Genomic DNA, 16,776 nt, shown 5'->3' with positions numbered 1-16,776 from the left:
ATTCCTTATAACCATGGGCGTTTGGAAATTCAGACTGGAAGAAAGGAAAGTGATCGGATGCCACAAAACGGGGAACTTATTCATGAGCAAACCGAGCGGAAAATGCAGCCTTTTTACTGGATCTTAACCTTCGAATGTCTGTCTCTTCTGCTGCTGCTGGCTCTATGCCTGGCGACCCTTCCCGTCATAGTGGCCTTCATCTATCAGGGGTGGGTTTACCTGCTGCTTCCCGCCCTACTTGGTCTTTGGCTCATCCGGATTTCATGGCGGCTGCTTGGCAAATACGTATGGGAGAACAATCACCTGAGCCGCTATGCGCTCTACCGCCATCACGTTGACTATCTCCAGTATGACAAGAAGAGGCGGGACTTTGTGCAGGACAGCGTTCCGCTCCAGCAGATCGAACGCGCTCTCGTCGGCGGCTACTACGCTCTGTATCATTAACCCTAAATAACCTTGTGATCGAACCGGGTGAAAAAAGAAGTACTGAACACGATCGTCTACGATCAGGTTTACCAGTACACCTACCAGTTTTATCCCGAACCCTGAACCATGTTATTCTCCGCAAAGACAAAAGCTCCCTGCTGTCCATGGACAGCCAGGGAGCTTTGTCTTTGTTCGCGAATAGCCGTTATTTCTTCGGCCTTCTTCGTAGATCCAGATTCAATAAATAATTGAGCTTGCTGGCATGCTTCTGCTCATCGGTAATGATCTCGAAGAGCATATCCCTGTTATAGCGCTCCTGCAAGCCCGCGCGTATATCCCGGTATCGCTCCACGGCCTCGAGCTCTCCAAAGAACGCCTTTCTGAGGCCATCCGTATAGGATTTCGGTTTTTCGAACTTGACGTCCTTTGCTTCCGCTATCGTTTGACCCGTTAAGGTCTGATACAGCTTGCGGAACATTTGATTATGCTTCCGTTCATCATCGCGGATACTTGTTAGTATCTCCTTATCCTCTTGAGAAGGCGCTACGGAAATCAAATAATCGTAGAACAGCTCATCTTCCTTCTCACCGGCGAGAGCCTCCCGGATAAGCGCGATTGCCTCCTCAAGCGATTTGTAAGTTGTCGGCTGCTGCCTCATATTTCCATACGGACCAGGCGGAACGACCGAATAAACGGGCCTCTGCATAGCGTACCTGTAGTGATACATAGGCTTCCCTCCGTCTCAGATGCTTTCACCTCAGCTTATGGCTCGCGGTGCCCATTGGTATCATGTCCGGTGAAAATAGAGACAGCTATTACTGGGTTCAGGTCCGTCTTCGGCGGCTGCGCGCCTATTCATCCAGGCCGAGAAGCTGGCCTTCGGCATACAAGGAGAGGAGCGCCTCTACGACCCGCGGATCGAAGTGAATTCCGCTCTGTTTTTCTATCTCGGTCATTGTCTCCTGAGCGGTCCAGGCTCTCTTATAGGGGCGTTCGTGGGTTAAGGCGTCGTAAAAATCAGCGAGCGCCACGATACGCGCCTCTATGGGAATTTCTTCGTTGCGCAGCCCGTGCGGATACCCCGAGCCGTCCCACTTCTCATGATGAGCTCGAGCTATGATCCCGGCCAGCTTCAAGACGGTGAAGGAGCTTTCCTCCAAGATGCTCGCGCCGATCATCGTATGACTTTTCATCCGTTCGAATTCGTGAGGCTCGAACCGCCCCGGCTTCAGCAAAATATCGTCCGGAATACCAATTTTGCCGATATCATGAAGCGGCGCCGCCATTCGGATCATATCGACGTGCTCCTCGGGAAGTCCGAGCCGGCTTGCAATTAAACCGGCTAGCCTGCCTACTCGGAGCGTATGTCTTCCTGTCATATCATCGCGGTACTCTGATGCTCGTCCGAGCAGCTGCAGGATTTCCAGCTTCGCCTTCTGCAGCTCCTCCGTGCGCTCCAGCACTCTTTCTTCCAACGTTATTTTATGCTGCCGGATCTGGTTGTGCAGCTGCCTCGTTCTCAACAAATTATTGATGCGGAGGATAACCTCCGTACGGTCATAGGGCTTCGTCAAAAAATCATTGACGCCCGCCTGCAGCCCCTGCTGCTTCATTTCGGGAGTCACATCCGCGGTCAGCATAAGAACCGGCAAAAAAACGTCAGGCCTGGTCAGCTCCCGGATCAGCGACAGCACCTGAAGCCCGTCCATCCCCGGCATATGCATATCGAGCAGCACGATATCCGGATCAATCTCCTCCAGCATTTGCTTAACCTGGAGAGGGTCCATTGTACTGAAAACCTGCTTAAACCCCGCACGTGCCAAAATACGTTCCAGCAAACTAACGTTATATTCTTGATCATCCACTATTAGCAGCTTCGCGAGTTTGATATCTTCCATCTGTCTTCCCCATTCCGTATTCATGAACGTACGAGCATTAAGTGTGCAGCGCGGAACGCATCTTTTCGAGAAGACGATCCAGTACGACAGGCTTGGTATCGAAATCGTCGCACCCGGCCTGATAAGCCTTCTCTTCATCGCTGGTCATCGCATGAGCAGTCAGAGCGATGACGGGAATATGTCTCGTATCCGGTGAACCTTTCAGCAGGCGCGTAGCCTCCCATCCATCCAGGACAGGCAGGCTCAGATCCATCAGAATCAGATCGGGAAGCAGCTGAGAAGCAAGGTCAACCCCCTGTCTGCCATCCTCGGCTGTCACGATCCGGTAGCCTTTCCGCTCCAGACGTCGGGACAGCATATCCCGGTTCATTTCATTATCCTCGATCAGTAGAACGGTATGCAATCGGTCTCTGCCTCCTTAGCTTGACTCCTAGTCTCCTGTTCCAGCAGGAACCTCCTTATCCTTGCTTCTCCTTCTCAGGGGTCAGGAAGCGGCGGATTTCGGCCAGCAAAGCGCTCTTGTCGAAGGAGCCCTTCTGGATGATATTCATCACTTCCCCGTTCAGCTTGGCCCGCACTTCCGGGGTAAGGCACTTGGCCGTCACCACGACAATCGGAACCTCAGTCCAAGTCGTCTGCTTGCGCAGCTCGGTAATAAATTGAAACCCGTCCATTTCCGGCATCATCAAGTCAAGCAGGATCAGAGAAGGCAGAGTCTTGTTCATATGCTCCAGTGCTACACGGCCATTGTCAGCTTGGGCAACCGCATACCCTTCCTTCTGCAGCAGCTTGGTCATCAGCTCGCTCGTCGCCGCATCATCCTCGATCACAAGCACCTCATGCTCTTCGTGCTGTGCTATGTATTTGTCCATTACCCGGATCAGTCTGTCCCGTTCCACCGGCTTGGTTAAATAATCAGAGACGCCCAGCGTATAGCCGAGCTGCCGGTCGCTTGCCATGGACCAGATGACAACCGGGATATCCGCCAGCTCCGGGTCGTTCTTGAGCTCGGTAAGCACACTCCATCCGTCCATGGTCGGCATAAGAATGTCCAGGCAGATGACCTTGGGACGGAGCTTCCTGGCCAGCTCCAGACCATCCGGGCCGTTATCCGCATAGGCCAGCGTCCAGCCTGTCTTGGCCAGATAGCGTTCCATCAGCTCCCGGTTAAAGCTTTCATCGTCGATAAGAAGGATGCTGATCTGGCCGGTTGCCTCAGGCAGCTGCTCGGGTCCGTCAGGCAAGTAAGGCGCCGAACTTATCGGTTCTACAGAGTGAGGCAGCCAGCATGTAAAGGTCGTGCCTGCGCCAAATTCACTCTCCACCTGGATATCGCCGCCCATGATCTGACTAAACCTCTGGCTGATCGCCAGACCAAGACCCGTCCCACCATACCTCCGGGTCGTGGATGCATCCGCTTGGGTAAAAGGCTGAAACAGCTTGTCGAGCTGATCCGGCGTCATGCCTATGCCCGTGTCCCGCACACGGAAGCTGTAACCCGGTCGGCCGTCTCGGATTTCCTTGCCTGCATCGAAGAAGATCGAGCCCGCATCCGTGAACTTGTTGGCATTGCTGAGCAAATTAATCAGGATCTGTCTTAGCTTCGTCACATCCGTTGTAAGCTCTCCTTCTTCTTCACAGACGGTTTGCAGTCGATTCCCCTTGCTTTCCACCAGCGGGCGTATCGTAGTCATGACATCCTGAATCATCTCCGGCAAGCTGCAAGTCTCGAGATGAAGGTCCATCTTGCCTGCCTCGATCTTCGAAATATCCAAAATATCGTTGATCAGGTCGAGAAGATGGTTGCCCGCCTTGCTGATTTTGGACAAATCCTCCACAAAGACGGACTCGCCCATCTCCTCCGCTTCCTCCTGAAGCATCTCGCTATACCCGATGATCGCGTTGAGCGGAGTTCGCAGCTCATGGCTCATATTCGCCAGAAACTGGCTCTTGATCAAGCTCGCCTTGATGGCCTCGTCCCGCGCTTTGGCCAGTTGCTCGGTTCGTTCCGCCAAGGCCGCTTCGGCCTTGACCCGGTCCGTAATGTCCGTACGGATCGAAATAAACTGATGGGGAGTACCGTCCTCATGAAGAAAAGGCACAATCGTCGTATTCATCCAGTACTCGCTGCCGTCCTTGGCCCGGTTTTTGACCTCGCCCTTCCAGACGCGTCCTTGCTTGATCGTATCCCACATGTTTTTGAAAAACGACTTGGGATGGTACCCCGAGTTGATCACCCGATGCGTTCTCCCGATCAGCTCCTCGCGGTCGTACTTGGAAATTTCACAAAATTTTTCATTTACATAGGTTATGATCCCTTTATCGTCGGTTATAGCGACAATCGAAGACTCATCCAGTGCATTTTCAATATCTCGCAAGCTTTCCATGCTCTGATACAGCTTCCATTCATTTTGCTTCCTATTTGTTATATCGGTTCCGATAGCCATATGTTGATAGACCTTGCCGTTCTCGTTGACGAACGGTATAACGGTCAGGCTCACCCAATACTCGCCGCCGTCCTTAGCTCGGTTTTTCATTTCGCCCATCCACACTTGCCCTTGGTTGATCGTATCCCAGAATTGTTCGAAGTGACCCCGTGAATGGAAGCCGGAATTTAGGAGCTTGTGGCTCTGTCCGATCATTTCATCCTTGTCATATCCGGATAAACGACAGAAATGATCATTAACAAAAGTAATGATTCCTTGTTCATCCGTAACCGAAACGATCGCCGTGGCTTCCAATGCGGATAAGGCATATTTAACATCCTTGAATTCGGTCAGCATCCCGTTCTCCTATCCAGCTTTATCAAGCAAGCTATCGTTGTGATGTGCTTTTACTCCCCTGCATCAGCGGCGGAGCAAGATACGGCCGAAGCTCCGCCAGTAAGGTTTGCGGGCTAAAGGCTCCCTTCTGAATAATGCTTCGCACACACCCGTCCAATTTGAGCCGGTCTTCAGGTGTAATGGTTTTGGCGGTCAGGACGACAATGGGGATATCGGCCCAACTCTCCTGCCTTCTCAGCTCCTCAATAAACTGAAAGCCATCCATCTCCGGCATCATTAAGTCCAACAGGATGAGCGCAGGAACCATTCGGGACAGGCTCTCCAGCGCAATGGCGCCATTTCCCGCCTCATTCACGATAAAGCCTTCCTTCCGAAGCAGTCTGGAGACAAGCTCGCTCGCCGAGCTGTCGTCCTCGATGACCAGTACCGTATGCTCGGCACGATTCGCCACATATTTGTCCATCATGGTAACCAGCTGATCCCTTTGCACCGGCTTCGTCAGAAACTCCGATGCCCCCAAGGTATAGCCCAGCTGTCTGTCGCTCGACATGGACCAGATGACAACCGGAATATCTGCCAGCTCCGGGTCATTTTTCAGCTGCGCGAGGACGCTCCAGCCATCCATGCCCGGCATCAGGATGTCCAGACAGATCACTTTGGGACGAAGCCTCTTAGCCAAAGCCAATCCCTGCGGCCCGCTCGGAGCGAAGGCCATCGTCCAGCCCTCCTTATCGAGGTACCGTTTCATCAATTGCGCGTTATAAGGCTCATCGTCGATAAGAAGGATGCTGACGTGGCTCGTGTCCGCATCCGTCACCTCGTCGCGGCCCGCTTCATGAGGAATGACGGCCTCCGGGGCGAAAGCCTCATGGCCTGGAGGCGAAGCCGGCAGCCAGCAAGCAAATACGCTGCCCGAACCGAGCTCGCTTTCAACGGAAATATCTCCGCCTAGCAGATGGGAGAACCTGCGGCTTATGGCCAGCCCGAGCCCCGTCCCGCCATACTTGCGCGTCGTGGACGAATCGGCTTGCGTGAACGGCTCGAACAGCTTCTTCATTTGCTCAGGGGACATCCCGATTCCCGTATCCGCCACCCGGAAGCGATAACCGGCCCGCCCATTCCTTGTTTCCTCACACACCTCCAGAGAGACTGTGCCCCCATGGGTAAATTTGCTTGCATTGCTGAGGAGATTTATCAGAATCTGCCGCACCTTCGTCACATCGGTCGCGATGTGGCCGTCCACGCAGCGAACCTCCAGCTGATTTCCGTTTGCTTCAATGAGCGGAGCTACCGTGTTCACCGCCTCTTGGGTCAGCTTGGTCAAGTCGCATGCTTCCACATAGACCTCCATCTTGTCGGCCTCGATCTTCGAGATGTCCAGAATATCGTTGATCAGCGCAAGCAAATGCTTGCCCGCTTTACTGATTTTCCCCAAATCCTCGACAAAGGTCGCTTCTCCGAGATCCTCTGCGTCTTCTTTCAGCATTTCGCTGTATCCGATGATCGCATTCAAGGGCGTTCTTAATTCGTGGCTCATGTTGGCCAGAAACTGGCTTTTGATCAGATTCGCCTTGATAGCTTCATCGTGGGCTTTCTCCAGCTGGGACGTTCTTTCCTGGACCAATTCCTCCAAATGCTCGTTCAGCTCGCGCAGCTCTAGATTCATTCGGTAAATTTCATCGGATTTGAGCCGAATTTCCGAATCTTTACGCGAGAACCGCTTGGAGATCAAGATGCCGACCAGGCAAAGTCCCAATGTCGCAACCGTACCTCCCGATATGAAATAGCCGAGCCAGGTCTGATTCAGCACAACCCCGGCGGACAAATCCGAGTCAGGTTCGATATAAAAATGCGCAGCCATCATCCCGGTATAATGCAGGCCGGCAATAGCCGCCCCCATGATCAAGCCGCTCCCCATCTTCTTCCAACCCGCTCCTCGTTTGCCGTCCTTACGGAAGTAAAAGGATAGCCATAAAGCCGCTATGGATGCGATAATCGCTATTGCGATGGAGAGAGCAAAATAAAACGGATCATAGGCAATCCCGATCTGCATCGCTGCCATCCCGATATAATGCATGCTTGAAACGCCTACGGCCAGCAGCATTCCGCCTCCAAGCAAAGCCCGGGCGCTAAGCTGGTTACTGCGTCCTACTATGTACAAGGCGGCGAAGGAGCCGAACACCGAGGGTAGCACGGAGAGGAACACGATAGTGATGTTATATGCGACCTGCACCGGCAGCGTAAACGCCAGCATGGCCACAAAATGCATCGACCAGATGCCCAGCCCCATCGCTACAGCTCCTAGTATAAGCCACAGCCACCTCTTGAACCCCTCTGCCGAACGGATTCTTCCTGTCAGGTCGAGAGCCGTATAGGAAGCGACAACCGCCACGATATAGGAAAAAACGACCAGTATAGGGTCATGCGAACCATGTATATGCTCCATTTATTTCCTCCCGATTTATTCATCAGCCACTTGTTTTAGTCATCATAACACGACCGCCGTTATTGTGGTATTTGAAAGTTATCGGATGAAACGCCTTCATTTTTGAGTCTTATTTCGGGCTCGCAGACTCACCGGCAGGACCTTTAACCTATTCGCCCGGCAGCTAAAACAAAAGCCCCAGCAGATTCTCATCCGCAGGAGCTTTAGTCAGGCGTGTATGTCCGATTTATTGCCGATGTTCAGGGTCATCCGGCCGGCCATATTTCTTCAAGGGACCCAAGATCAGATTCATACCATCGCATAAGCCTTGCAAATACACAATTTTGTCTTTATTTTGCGGGACCTGAGCGGAGACTTCTGTCAGCTTGCGCCGGAATTTCACTTCAGTCGTCTCCAGATTAAGGATCAACTCGCCCAGGTCGGCGGCGGCCTTCTGGCATTCGGTAAAATCGTCGGCGCTAAACAGCTGCCTATTGCGCCCGAGCAGCTCTTCGACAAAGCTGTGAAAATCTCTCATCGCTTATCTCCTTCTTGCTGGGTCTTATTACGCAACTAGCTTTGGCAGTTTCTCCTTGTTTTATCCATCTGACGGCCTGCTGCACTCATAGAAAAAAGGCTAATTCGCCCGCTCCTGATTAACAGCGAACAGAATTAGCCTGACGTTCAAAGTGAGGGATGCCGCTGCGTTAGGAAAGTGCAAGCAGCACGACTAGGACGGCCAGCACGACGATGATAACAATGCTGATAATCCATAGCTTGGCGCTGGATTTGGCTGGTTCCGCGATGGCTGCCGGAGCAGCGGATGATCCGCCGGCTTGATTCGTAAGCGTTCCGCAGTACTTGCAGGAGATGGAGCCCTCCGGAATCCTCTCGTTACAATGCGAACAAAATGACATCGCCATCAGCATCACTCGCATTCCATTGGATTTAGTTACGCATAGGTAATGTATGCGTTTGCTCCACCTGGATAGTACTGCTTTTTTTCGCTTTTTCATCGCGGATTGCGGCACAAGGACAAACAAAACACAGGCCATCCGAAAAATCTCGGAGCAGCCTGTGCTTGCAGCGCGCCTTAGCGCATGATTTTAGGAATGAAACTCTTTGCCGTCAAGAACTTCCTTGACATAGCCGGCACGGATAACGAAATCTCCGAACCGCTCGCCATTGTGGCGCTCCTTCGCATACCGGTTAAACATCTCTTTAAGCGATTCGAGAATCTCCGCTTCCCCGATCGTTTCCTTGTACAGCTTGTTCAGCCTGCTTCCGTCGAAGCCGCCTCCCAGGTACATATTATATTTCCCCGGAGCCTTGCCGATGAACGAAATTTCCGCCAGCATCGGACGTGCGCAGCCATTCGGGCAGCCGGTCATCCGGATCACGATCTCTTCCTGGCGCAGTCCTGCATCATCCAGCATAAGCTCGATCTTATCCAGAAGCTCCGGAAGATAACGCTCGGCTTCCGCCATCGCCATCCCGCAGGTCGGCAGCGCGACGCAGGCCATGGCATTTCTCCGCAGCTCCGAGTGGTGAGCCCCGTCAGTTAGCTTATAATCTGAGATCAGCTTCTCGACCCGTTTCTTTTTGGCGGTCGGTACGTTGCCGATGATCAGATTCTGATTGGCGGTTAACCGGAAGTCGCCCGTTTGCAGCTTAGCAATTTCACGCAGACCCGTCATCAAGAGATAGTCGCCTTCATCCTTCACACGGCCGTTCTCAATAAAGAGTGTGAAATGCCATTTGCCGTTGGAGCCTTTAACCCAACCGTAACGGTCGCCATGATGCTCGAAGTGATACGGAAGAGCAGCTTGCAGCGACCAGCCCAGACGGGAGGTAAGCTCTCCGACAAACCAGTCAAGGCCCCGATCGTCGATCGTATACTTAAAGCGGGCATGCTTCCGAACCGAACGGTCGCCATAATCGCGCTGGATCGTGACAGTCTTCTCAGCTACGTCGATGACTTGTTCCGGCGTGCAGAATCCAATCACCTTCGCGATCTGAGGATAGGTCGCCGTGTCGCCATGGGTCATCCCCATTCCGCCGCCGACCGCGACGTTGAAGCCCTTCAAGCGGCCATTCTCGACGATGGCGATGAAGCCCAGATCCTGGGAGAACACATCCACGTCGTTGGACGGAGGTACCGCGATACCGATCTTAAACTTGCGGGGCAAGTAAACCGGACCATAGATCGGCTCCTGCTCGGCACCCTCCTGACTGTCGACGATCTTCTCGCCGTCCAGCCAGATTTCATGGTAGGCCCGGGTCTGCGGATCCAGATGATTGCTGATGCGCTTGGACCATTCGTATACTTCCTCATGCACCTCGGACTGAAACGGATTCGGATTGCACATGACGTTCCGGTTAACGTCTCCACAGGCAGCGAGCGTGCTAAGCAGCGCGTCGTTGACCTCGCGAATCGTAGGCTTCAGATTCCACTTGATGACCCCATGCAGCTGAAACGATTGACGCGTCGTCAGACGAATCGTCCCGTTCGCATATTTCTGTGCGACGCGGTCCATCATCAACCATTGCTCCGGCGTTACAACCCCGCCGGCCGCACGCACCCGCAGCATAAATTGATAAGCGGGCTCCAGCTTCTGTTTATTCCGCTCAATGCGCAAATCCCGGTCATCCTGCATATAGCTGCCGTGGAATTTCATCAGCCGGTTATCCAGCTCCGGGATCGAACCCGTAATGCGGTTTTCCAGCGTTTCGACCAGGCTGCCGCGCAGATAGTCGCTTCGGCGCTTAAGCTCCTCCACGTCGCTGTGCAAAGATGTATCCGAAGATGAGATTAGATTAATTGCCATGGTGGGTACCCCACTCCTCTCGTTCTATATAAAGGGACTAGTATACATCCCGCTGGTAGCGCTTCTCCTGCTGCATGCGGCTCAGATAATCCGCAGCCGCTTCGGCGCTCAAGCCGCCCTCTTGCTGGAGAATCGCCTGCAATGCGCCGTGCACGTCATGCGCCATCTTCTTCTCGTCGCCGCAGATATAGACGCATGCGCCCTCTTGCAGCCATTGATAAAGCTCCTTGCTTTTCTCCAGCATACGGTGCTGGACATATACCTTTTGATCGGTGTCGCGGGAGAAGGCTACATCGAGACGAGTCAACACGCCGTCCTTCAGCCAGCGCTGCCATTCGATCTGATAGAGGAAGTCGGTAGCGAAGTGCTGGTCCCCGTAGAACAACCAAGACTTGCCTTGCGCCCCCGTCTCCTCGCGCTCGCCCAAAAATGCACGGAATGGCGCGACGCCGGTACCCGGTCCGATCATGATGATCGGCGTATCCGGATTATCCGGCAGTTTAAAGTTCGGATTCTGCTGAACGAAGACGGGCAGCGGATCTCCGGGCTGTACTCTCTCCGCCAGATGAACGGAGCAGACGCCGTATCTCTCGCGGCCTTGAGTTTCGTACCGCACCGCCCGAACTGTAACATGCACCTCATCCGGGTTAGCTTTAGGACTGCTTGCGATGGAGTACAAACGAGCCGGAAGCTTCCTCAGCACCCCTATGAATTCTTTGGCAGGAACGCCCTTGAGGGAATAATCCTGCACCAGGTCCAGCAGATCGCGGCCATTCAGGTACGCTCTAAGCTCCTGCTCGCGTCCTGCCTCCAGAAGCGCCAGCAAGCCGCTGTTCGAGGTCAGCTTGGCCGCTTGCTCCAGCAGCGGCTTAGTCAAAACTGTTATCTCTACATGACGAAGCAGCGCTTCCCTCAATGGCACCAGTTCGCCGCTTTTTCCGACAGGAACAGCCGCTGTACTGTTCCAGCCCATCGCCTCGATCAGCTCATCGACCAGACGGGGATGGTTCTCCGGATATACGCCAAGACTGTCTCCGGGTTCATATTGAAGGTTAGAGCCCTCCAGCGAAATTTCGATGTGACGTGTTTCCCGATCGGAGCCGCGTCCATTCAGATTAAGGTTTTCCAGAACCTCCGCCTGGAACGGATTCGATCTGGAATACTCCGACTCCGTCACGACAGCCGCTGCTCCGGCCGAGCTTGCTGTACTCGGCTGCGCTGCCGCTGCAGGTCCCTGAAGAGCCTGAAGCACCTGATCCATCCACTGCTTGGCGGCGTCATCATAATCTACATCGCAGTCTGCGCGATCGACAACACGTTTGCCCCCGAGCTCTTCCAGCCGTTTGTCGAAGTCTTTCCCCGTCTGGCAGAAGAACTCGTAGGATGTATCTCCAAGCCCCAGCACGGAAAACGACAAGCCCTCCAGCTTGGGCGCTCTCTTACTATGAAGAAACTCATGGAAGGAAAGCGCATTGTCAGGCGGTTCTCCTTCTCCGTGGGTGCTTACCAGAACGAGAAGATTCTGAATCTTTTTTAGCCCGTTCGTTTTGAAATCCCCCATCGAAGAGAGCGAGACCTGAAATCCGTTTTCCTCGAGTTTTTTCGACAATTTTTTGGCGAGCCCGCTGCAATTTCCGGATTGCGAACCGAATAGTACGGTTACTTCCTTGGAAACGACGGCCGCCGGTGCTGCTGCCAGCACCTCTGCAGGAGCGGCAGCCGGGATAACTCCCACCGCAGGAGCCGAAGAGGCTTGAGCTGCTAGATATCCGCTCAGCCAAACCCGCTGACCTTCCGTTAATGTAGGCAGAAGACGATTAAGCAGCTCCGCCTGTTCTTGAGTAAAGGGACTGTTTGTTACCTGAAATTCCACCGAATAACCCACCTCGCATAGCATGCCATGATAGTATACCCTTTTCGGGTATCTGACTTAATTATCCTACTATAAACCTACCAGTAAGGAATGTACAGGTCAATTAGAGTAATCTTATGAGATTCATCAGACTTTCTGATATAACCTCAAATTGTGTCGAATTACAAGAAATCTATGTAAAAGCGGACAACACAAATAGGGCCCCCGCTTATCGATGATAACCGGAGAACCCTACGCTTTCTTCATCCTATTCAATTTAATACCTGCACTCCAATCCGCTTAAAAATGAATTAGGCCCCGCATGCCGCAAGCTTGGCACGCTTCGCTAACACTTCTCCAACGGAAACGCCGCCTTTCTTAATTGAAATGGTATTAGTGAAACTTCAACCCGGATCAGCCGCTAGGCTAATTCCGGATTGAAACTTGTCAGCGTCGCTGGTGAGCTTTCTTGTTTATTACGATACCCGATTATTAAAATATTGTAAATATTCAGAATAATCTAATTTTCAACAAAAATCCCCTATAATCTCCCAATCTCTCAGAAAAACGCTAGATTTCTTATAAATTCATATAGAAAAATTGTTCTGCGGTTCTGCGCCGCTTGAAGTTTAGCCATGAAGCTTGCGTGATTGAGCGGGGCTAAGCTTCGGGGAGGCGTACACCGAAGCCCCTGCGATAAGCAGAATCACGCCGGTGCAGACAAACACCCAGTAAACGTTCAAATACAAGCCTACCGCACCGCCAATCAATGGACCGAGCATTGCTCCCAGTTGGTTGGCGCTTGTCGTCAAGCCGAACGATCTCCCGCGGAAATCCGCATCCGTCGATCGGACAACCAGCGTATTGACGGATGGTACGACGCCTGCCAGAAAAAAACCGTAAATAAACTGAACGACCGTGAACAGCCAGAGCTGGTGCACGAAATACTGGGTCATGATCACGGCCCCCGCCGCCATCAGACAAATGTACATGATCGTGTTATAATCATGCATCTGCCCCTTCTTTCCCCAGAAGGGGGATGCGACGATACCGGCTATCCCGATAAGAGAGAACACGATGCCCGAGGATAACACGGCCCCTTGCAGGCTTCCTTGAATATCGGCGATATGAAGGGTCAGTACCGGCTGGATCATATTCACCGAAAGCTGGAAAATCACCAGCAGCAGCAGCAGCCTCATCAGCGGGCGCTGCTTCGCCGCTTCTTTCCAGGTATGCATGATGCCAAGCTTTGCCGGCTGTCCGGATGCCGGTGTCTGGGCTCCTTCCTTTACCCAGAATATGACGGACACGGCAGCGGCTAAAATTATGACCGCAGCGACGACAAAGGATAGCCTGAGTCCGAACCATTCAGCCAGAATGCCCCCGACCAGCGGCCCCATGATCCCCCCGGTCATCGTACCCGCCTGCATCATCCCCAGACTCCACCCCAGCTGCTTCTCAGGTGTCGCGGAAGCGACGATGGACATGGAGGCCGGTACAAAGCCACCTACGAAGCCATGCAGCAGACGGACGCCGACCAGTTGCCACGGGCTCTGTACGACGGCAAACAAGGCATAGATAACAGCGAGACTAAGCCCGGCCCGGACCACCATTTTCTTCTTCCCGTATTTATCGGCCAGAGAGCCCCATAACGGCGCCATAAGCGCTCCCATGAAAAAGGCTGACGAATAAACGATCCCCGACCACAAATGCACCGAGGACTCGTCTACGCCGAGCTGAAACAAAAACAAGGGCAGAAACGGTACTGCCATCGTATAACTGGAGCTGCACAGCAATACGCCTGCGAATAAGATCCAAAAGGTCCGTTTCCATCCATCCATCTAATCACCCGGTTTTCATAAAGTAAGCTATATCGTATCAATGATAAGTTGCAACTGCAACAGTACGCACAGCCTGATATGGGCAGCTATTCTATGAAAAGCGGCCGTTTACTTAGGGCATCTCTCTGAATTGCGTTTAATTAAAAAGGGTTCCTTATCGCGCCAATGAGGAAGCTCCATGACCGACCACCCCTACCAAGGCTGCATCCTCTTCGGCTTCCGGAGCAGCAAAAAGCGGACAAGCTCAGCTTGTCCGCTTTTTGCTGCTCCCCGATAAAGAAACGGCAGAGTCCCGGCGCCAGAAGAAGACGAACGCGATCAGACGTCTCTTTCCGCTGTGCTTGTCGCCGTTCCGAATCTTTTGGCATTGCGGGCGCGGGCCCGCTCGGCCTCGATCTCGCGATTGCGCGGCTCTGCTTGGGTCACCAGCGAATCCAGCAGCTGCCTGGCCGCATGAGCGACCTCGCCTACCGCTTGCCGGAAAGCTTGTTCATTGGCTTTGGACGGCTCGGTGAAGCCTGTCAGCTTGCGGACAAACTGCAGCGAGGCCGCTTCGATTTCCTCATCCGTAGCCGGCGGGTCGAAATTAAACAGCGTTTTGATGTTTCTGCACATAGACCTTTTCCTCTCCGACGATTGGTTATAACACCAGTATACATCAGGAAGACGAAAAGCGGCACGCCGGACTCCCTTCGGCTTCCACCTTTTTTGCGGCCCCAAGAGAATCCGGCAGAAAACACAAATAGGGCCTCCCGCTTATCGATGATAACCGAGAGGTCCCTATGCGTCCTTCTGTCTATTCAATTTACTTACAGCACTCCATTCTTCTTAGATTTCGATTAATTCCCCTCACCCGCATGCCGTAATCAAAGGCATGCTTCGCTAACATGGTCCAATGGAAACGCCACCTTTCCAAGTAGGATTAAGAGTGAAATTCAATCCGGGCCGGATTCGCATCCTACTTCCGAATTGAAACTTGTCAACGTGGTTGATGTCCTTCTTGTTTATTAAGATACTCTATTATTTAATTATTGTAAATATTCAGAATAATCCGCCTATAAGAAAAAAGGCCCCGATTCCGCTAATTTTCTACCGGATTCTCCTTTTTCCTTATATTTCCGCTCTATTCGAGTTTTGACACGGATTTAAGCTTATCGATGCAAACGAATGCTTCGGATCGTCAAGCCCTTCTTGGATTCAATGCGCATGGTGAGCGCCAAGAGACTGATCACACCGACTACGACAAAATACGGCAGCCAAGCCTCTGATAGCCTCCCGATCAAGATCAGGGCGGTCATCACAGCCGTTGGAACGAACGGTTGTCCGTAGGCCTTCCACCAGTCCGGAGAGAAGCCCTCCACAAAGAAGAAATAGATCATCACAAACGCAGATACCGCCCAGCTTGCCGTGTACACCCATACCGCCCATACGGCATCGACCTTGACAAGCACGGGAACAAGCGCGATGACTATGATACCGGCCAAAATCATCACCCAGAAGTTCGCCTTCGTCTTACCGATCCCCGCCAAAATATTGCCGCCCAGCCTACCGACTGACGAGAAGAAAACGCCAAGAGCAAGCAGCCTTATGTAAGTTGCAGATTCAGGAGTCGTATAGCCTGATCCGAACAGGAAGCCGTTGATCTCATCGGGAAATATACAGATGGCCGCTGTGAGCGGGTAAAGGATCAAATTATTGTAGCGGATACAAAGCGTCCCTCGACGGGAGCTCTCCTTGGGATTATGGGCGCTCTCCGCCACGAACGGCAGCGTTACGATCATGAACGCCCAGGTAATAATGCCGATAAATCCGGTGATACGGGAAGCATTGGCTAGCTGGCCGACCGCAACGACCGAGATCGAGCCGATCATCATGACAAGAAAGGGCTGCTGGAAAGCTTTCGCGATATTGCCTGCCCACATGGGGACCCCGTACTTCATCATGTCCTTCATCTCGGCTAGCCTAACGGCTCCACGCCAGCGCGGCCGGTGGACCCTTGCCACCTTCCAGCATATAAAAGCAGCTGTCAACGCCGAACCGATGCCCGTCCAAAGCGACACCCCCCATAAGAGATCATGAAAAGGCACAAGCACTCCCATGATCATGGCGGCGGTAGAAAACGTTGTCATGACTACCATAAAAAAAGCTTGCGTTCGGAAATCTCGGTTCCCCGAAAATGAAGCTACCCCGATATTCACAATCGAGTTGAAAAACAAGGTGACCGAGCTAAGCATTAACGCGCCCTTCAGCTCGGCTATCCCGTAAGAAGCGGCAAGCACCGGGGCCAGGATACACATCGCCACGCTTACGACAACGCCAAAAAAGGTACTGCCGGCCAGCGCTACCCGAAACTTCCGATGGATCGCCTCCTCGGCATTGGTAGAAAACGTATACACAAGCGACGAGTTGAACCCTACATTCAAGAACAGCGCGACCATTCCGAATATTTGCAGCAGCAAGTTAACTTCGCCGAACCTGACCGGGTCGTCCAGCAGACGCGCCAGCACGATGCTTCCTAACGTTTGCAGCAGCTGATTGATGAATAGTCCAAGTACGATGATCGATACATTGCGCAGTAAAAACCGCTGGTTGTCAGTAAGCTTCAGTCCGACCTTCGACATCAAAATCCCCTTCTTCTCCCCTGTGATTGACCTTCTCCGTCAAGCGTTCGATGTATCGCTGCGCCCCTGCGCCTGGAAGGTTGCAGATGCAACGGTTGGAGC

Annotated in this window: 13 protein-coding genes; 1 reads left to right on the top strand and 12 read right to left on the bottom strand. The window is 52.9% G+C overall.

Annotated features, from left to right (window positions below):
* Nucleotides 1-57: 57 nt before the first annotated feature.
* The gene (locus tag GSF01_RS09525) at nucleotides 58-444 is read left to right on the top strand and encodes a hypothetical protein (RefSeq protein ID WP_159883248.1); all 387 of its coding nucleotides are present in this window, start codon (nucleotides 58-60) and stop codon (nucleotides 442-444) included.
* A gap of 187 nt (nucleotides 445-631) precedes the next feature.
* Here the strand turns inward: GSF01_RS09525 and GSF01_RS09520 are convergent, their stop codons facing one another.
* The 12 genes from GSF01_RS09520 to GSF01_RS09465 form a co-directional block, all read right to left on the bottom strand.
* Complete coding sequence (locus GSF01_RS09520; RefSeq protein ID WP_235941376.1) at nucleotides 632-1,153, bottom strand: ferritin family protein; 522 nt, start codon at nucleotides 1,151-1,153, stop codon at nucleotides 632-634.
* 124 nt (nucleotides 1,154-1,277) lie between these two features.
* Complete coding sequence (locus tag GSF01_RS09515; protein ID WP_159883246.1) at nucleotides 1,278-2,324, bottom strand: HD-GYP domain-containing protein; 1,047 nt, start codon at nucleotides 2,322-2,324, stop codon at nucleotides 1,278-1,280.
* A 37-nt stretch (nucleotides 2,325-2,361) separates the two neighbouring features.
* Complete coding sequence (locus tag GSF01_RS09510) at nucleotides 2,362-2,727, bottom strand: response regulator (protein ID WP_159883244.1); 366 nt, start codon at nucleotides 2,725-2,727, stop codon at nucleotides 2,362-2,364.
* A gap of 55 nt (nucleotides 2,728-2,782) precedes the next feature.
* Nucleotides 2,783-5,107 (bottom strand): hybrid sensor histidine kinase/response regulator, encoded by a 2,325-nt coding sequence (locus GSF01_RS09505; RefSeq protein ID WP_159883242.1) that lies wholly within the window; start codon nucleotides 5,105-5,107, stop codon nucleotides 2,783-2,785.
* A 31-nt stretch (nucleotides 5,108-5,138) separates the two neighbouring features.
* Entirely contained in the window at nucleotides 5,139-7,553 is a 2,415-nt protein-coding gene (locus GSF01_RS09500; protein ID WP_159883240.1) for a hybrid sensor histidine kinase/response regulator, read from the bottom strand.
* A 226-nt stretch (nucleotides 7,554-7,779) separates the two neighbouring features.
* The gene (locus GSF01_RS09495; RefSeq protein WP_159883238.1) at nucleotides 7,780-8,070 is read right to left on the bottom strand and encodes a hypothetical protein; all 291 of its coding nucleotides are present in this window, start codon (nucleotides 8,068-8,070) and stop codon (nucleotides 7,780-7,782) included.
* A 169-nt stretch (nucleotides 8,071-8,239) separates the two neighbouring features.
* Nucleotides 8,240-8,461, bottom strand: a complete 222-nt coding sequence (locus GSF01_RS09490; RefSeq protein ID WP_159883236.1) for a zinc-ribbon domain-containing protein — start codon at nucleotides 8,459-8,461, stop codon at nucleotides 8,240-8,242.
* Between the two features lie 177 nt (nucleotides 8,462-8,638).
* The gene (gene cysI, locus GSF01_RS09485; RefSeq protein WP_159883234.1) at nucleotides 8,639-10,360 is read right to left on the bottom strand and encodes an assimilatory sulfite reductase (NADPH) hemoprotein subunit; all 1,722 of its coding nucleotides are present in this window, start codon (nucleotides 10,358-10,360) and stop codon (nucleotides 8,639-8,641) included.
* A 37-nt stretch (nucleotides 10,361-10,397) separates the two neighbouring features.
* Complete coding sequence (locus GSF01_RS09480) at nucleotides 10,398-12,233, bottom strand: assimilatory sulfite reductase (NADPH) flavoprotein subunit (protein ID WP_159883232.1); 1,836 nt, start codon at nucleotides 12,231-12,233, stop codon at nucleotides 10,398-10,400.
* A 608-nt stretch (nucleotides 12,234-12,841) separates the two neighbouring features.
* The gene (locus GSF01_RS09475) at nucleotides 12,842-14,053 is read right to left on the bottom strand and encodes an MFS transporter (protein WP_159883230.1); all 1,212 of its coding nucleotides are present in this window, start codon (nucleotides 14,051-14,053) and stop codon (nucleotides 12,842-12,844) included.
* A gap of 318 nt (nucleotides 14,054-14,371) precedes the next feature.
* Nucleotides 14,372-14,668 carry a DUF2277 domain-containing protein gene (locus GSF01_RS09470; protein WP_159883228.1) on the bottom strand — a complete coding sequence of 99 codons (297 nt, stop codon included), beginning with the start codon at nucleotides 14,666-14,668 and terminating at the stop codon, nucleotides 14,372-14,374.
* A gap of 536 nt (nucleotides 14,669-15,204) precedes the next feature.
* Nucleotides 15,205-16,674 (bottom strand): oligosaccharide flippase family protein, encoded by a 1,470-nt coding sequence (locus GSF01_RS09465; protein WP_159883226.1) that lies wholly within the window; start codon nucleotides 16,672-16,674, stop codon nucleotides 15,205-15,207.
* Between the last annotated feature and the right edge of the window lie 102 nt (nucleotides 16,675-16,776).

Origin of the sequence: Paenibacillus puerhi (genome assembly GCF_009846885.1) — a bacterium.
Classification (GTDB): domain Bacteria; phylum Bacillota; class Bacilli; order Paenibacillales; family NBRC-103111; genus Paenibacillus_G; species Paenibacillus_G puerhi.
Note: the sequence above shows the minus strand (reverse complement) of the source record. Positions and strands in the feature narration are given on the sequence as shown.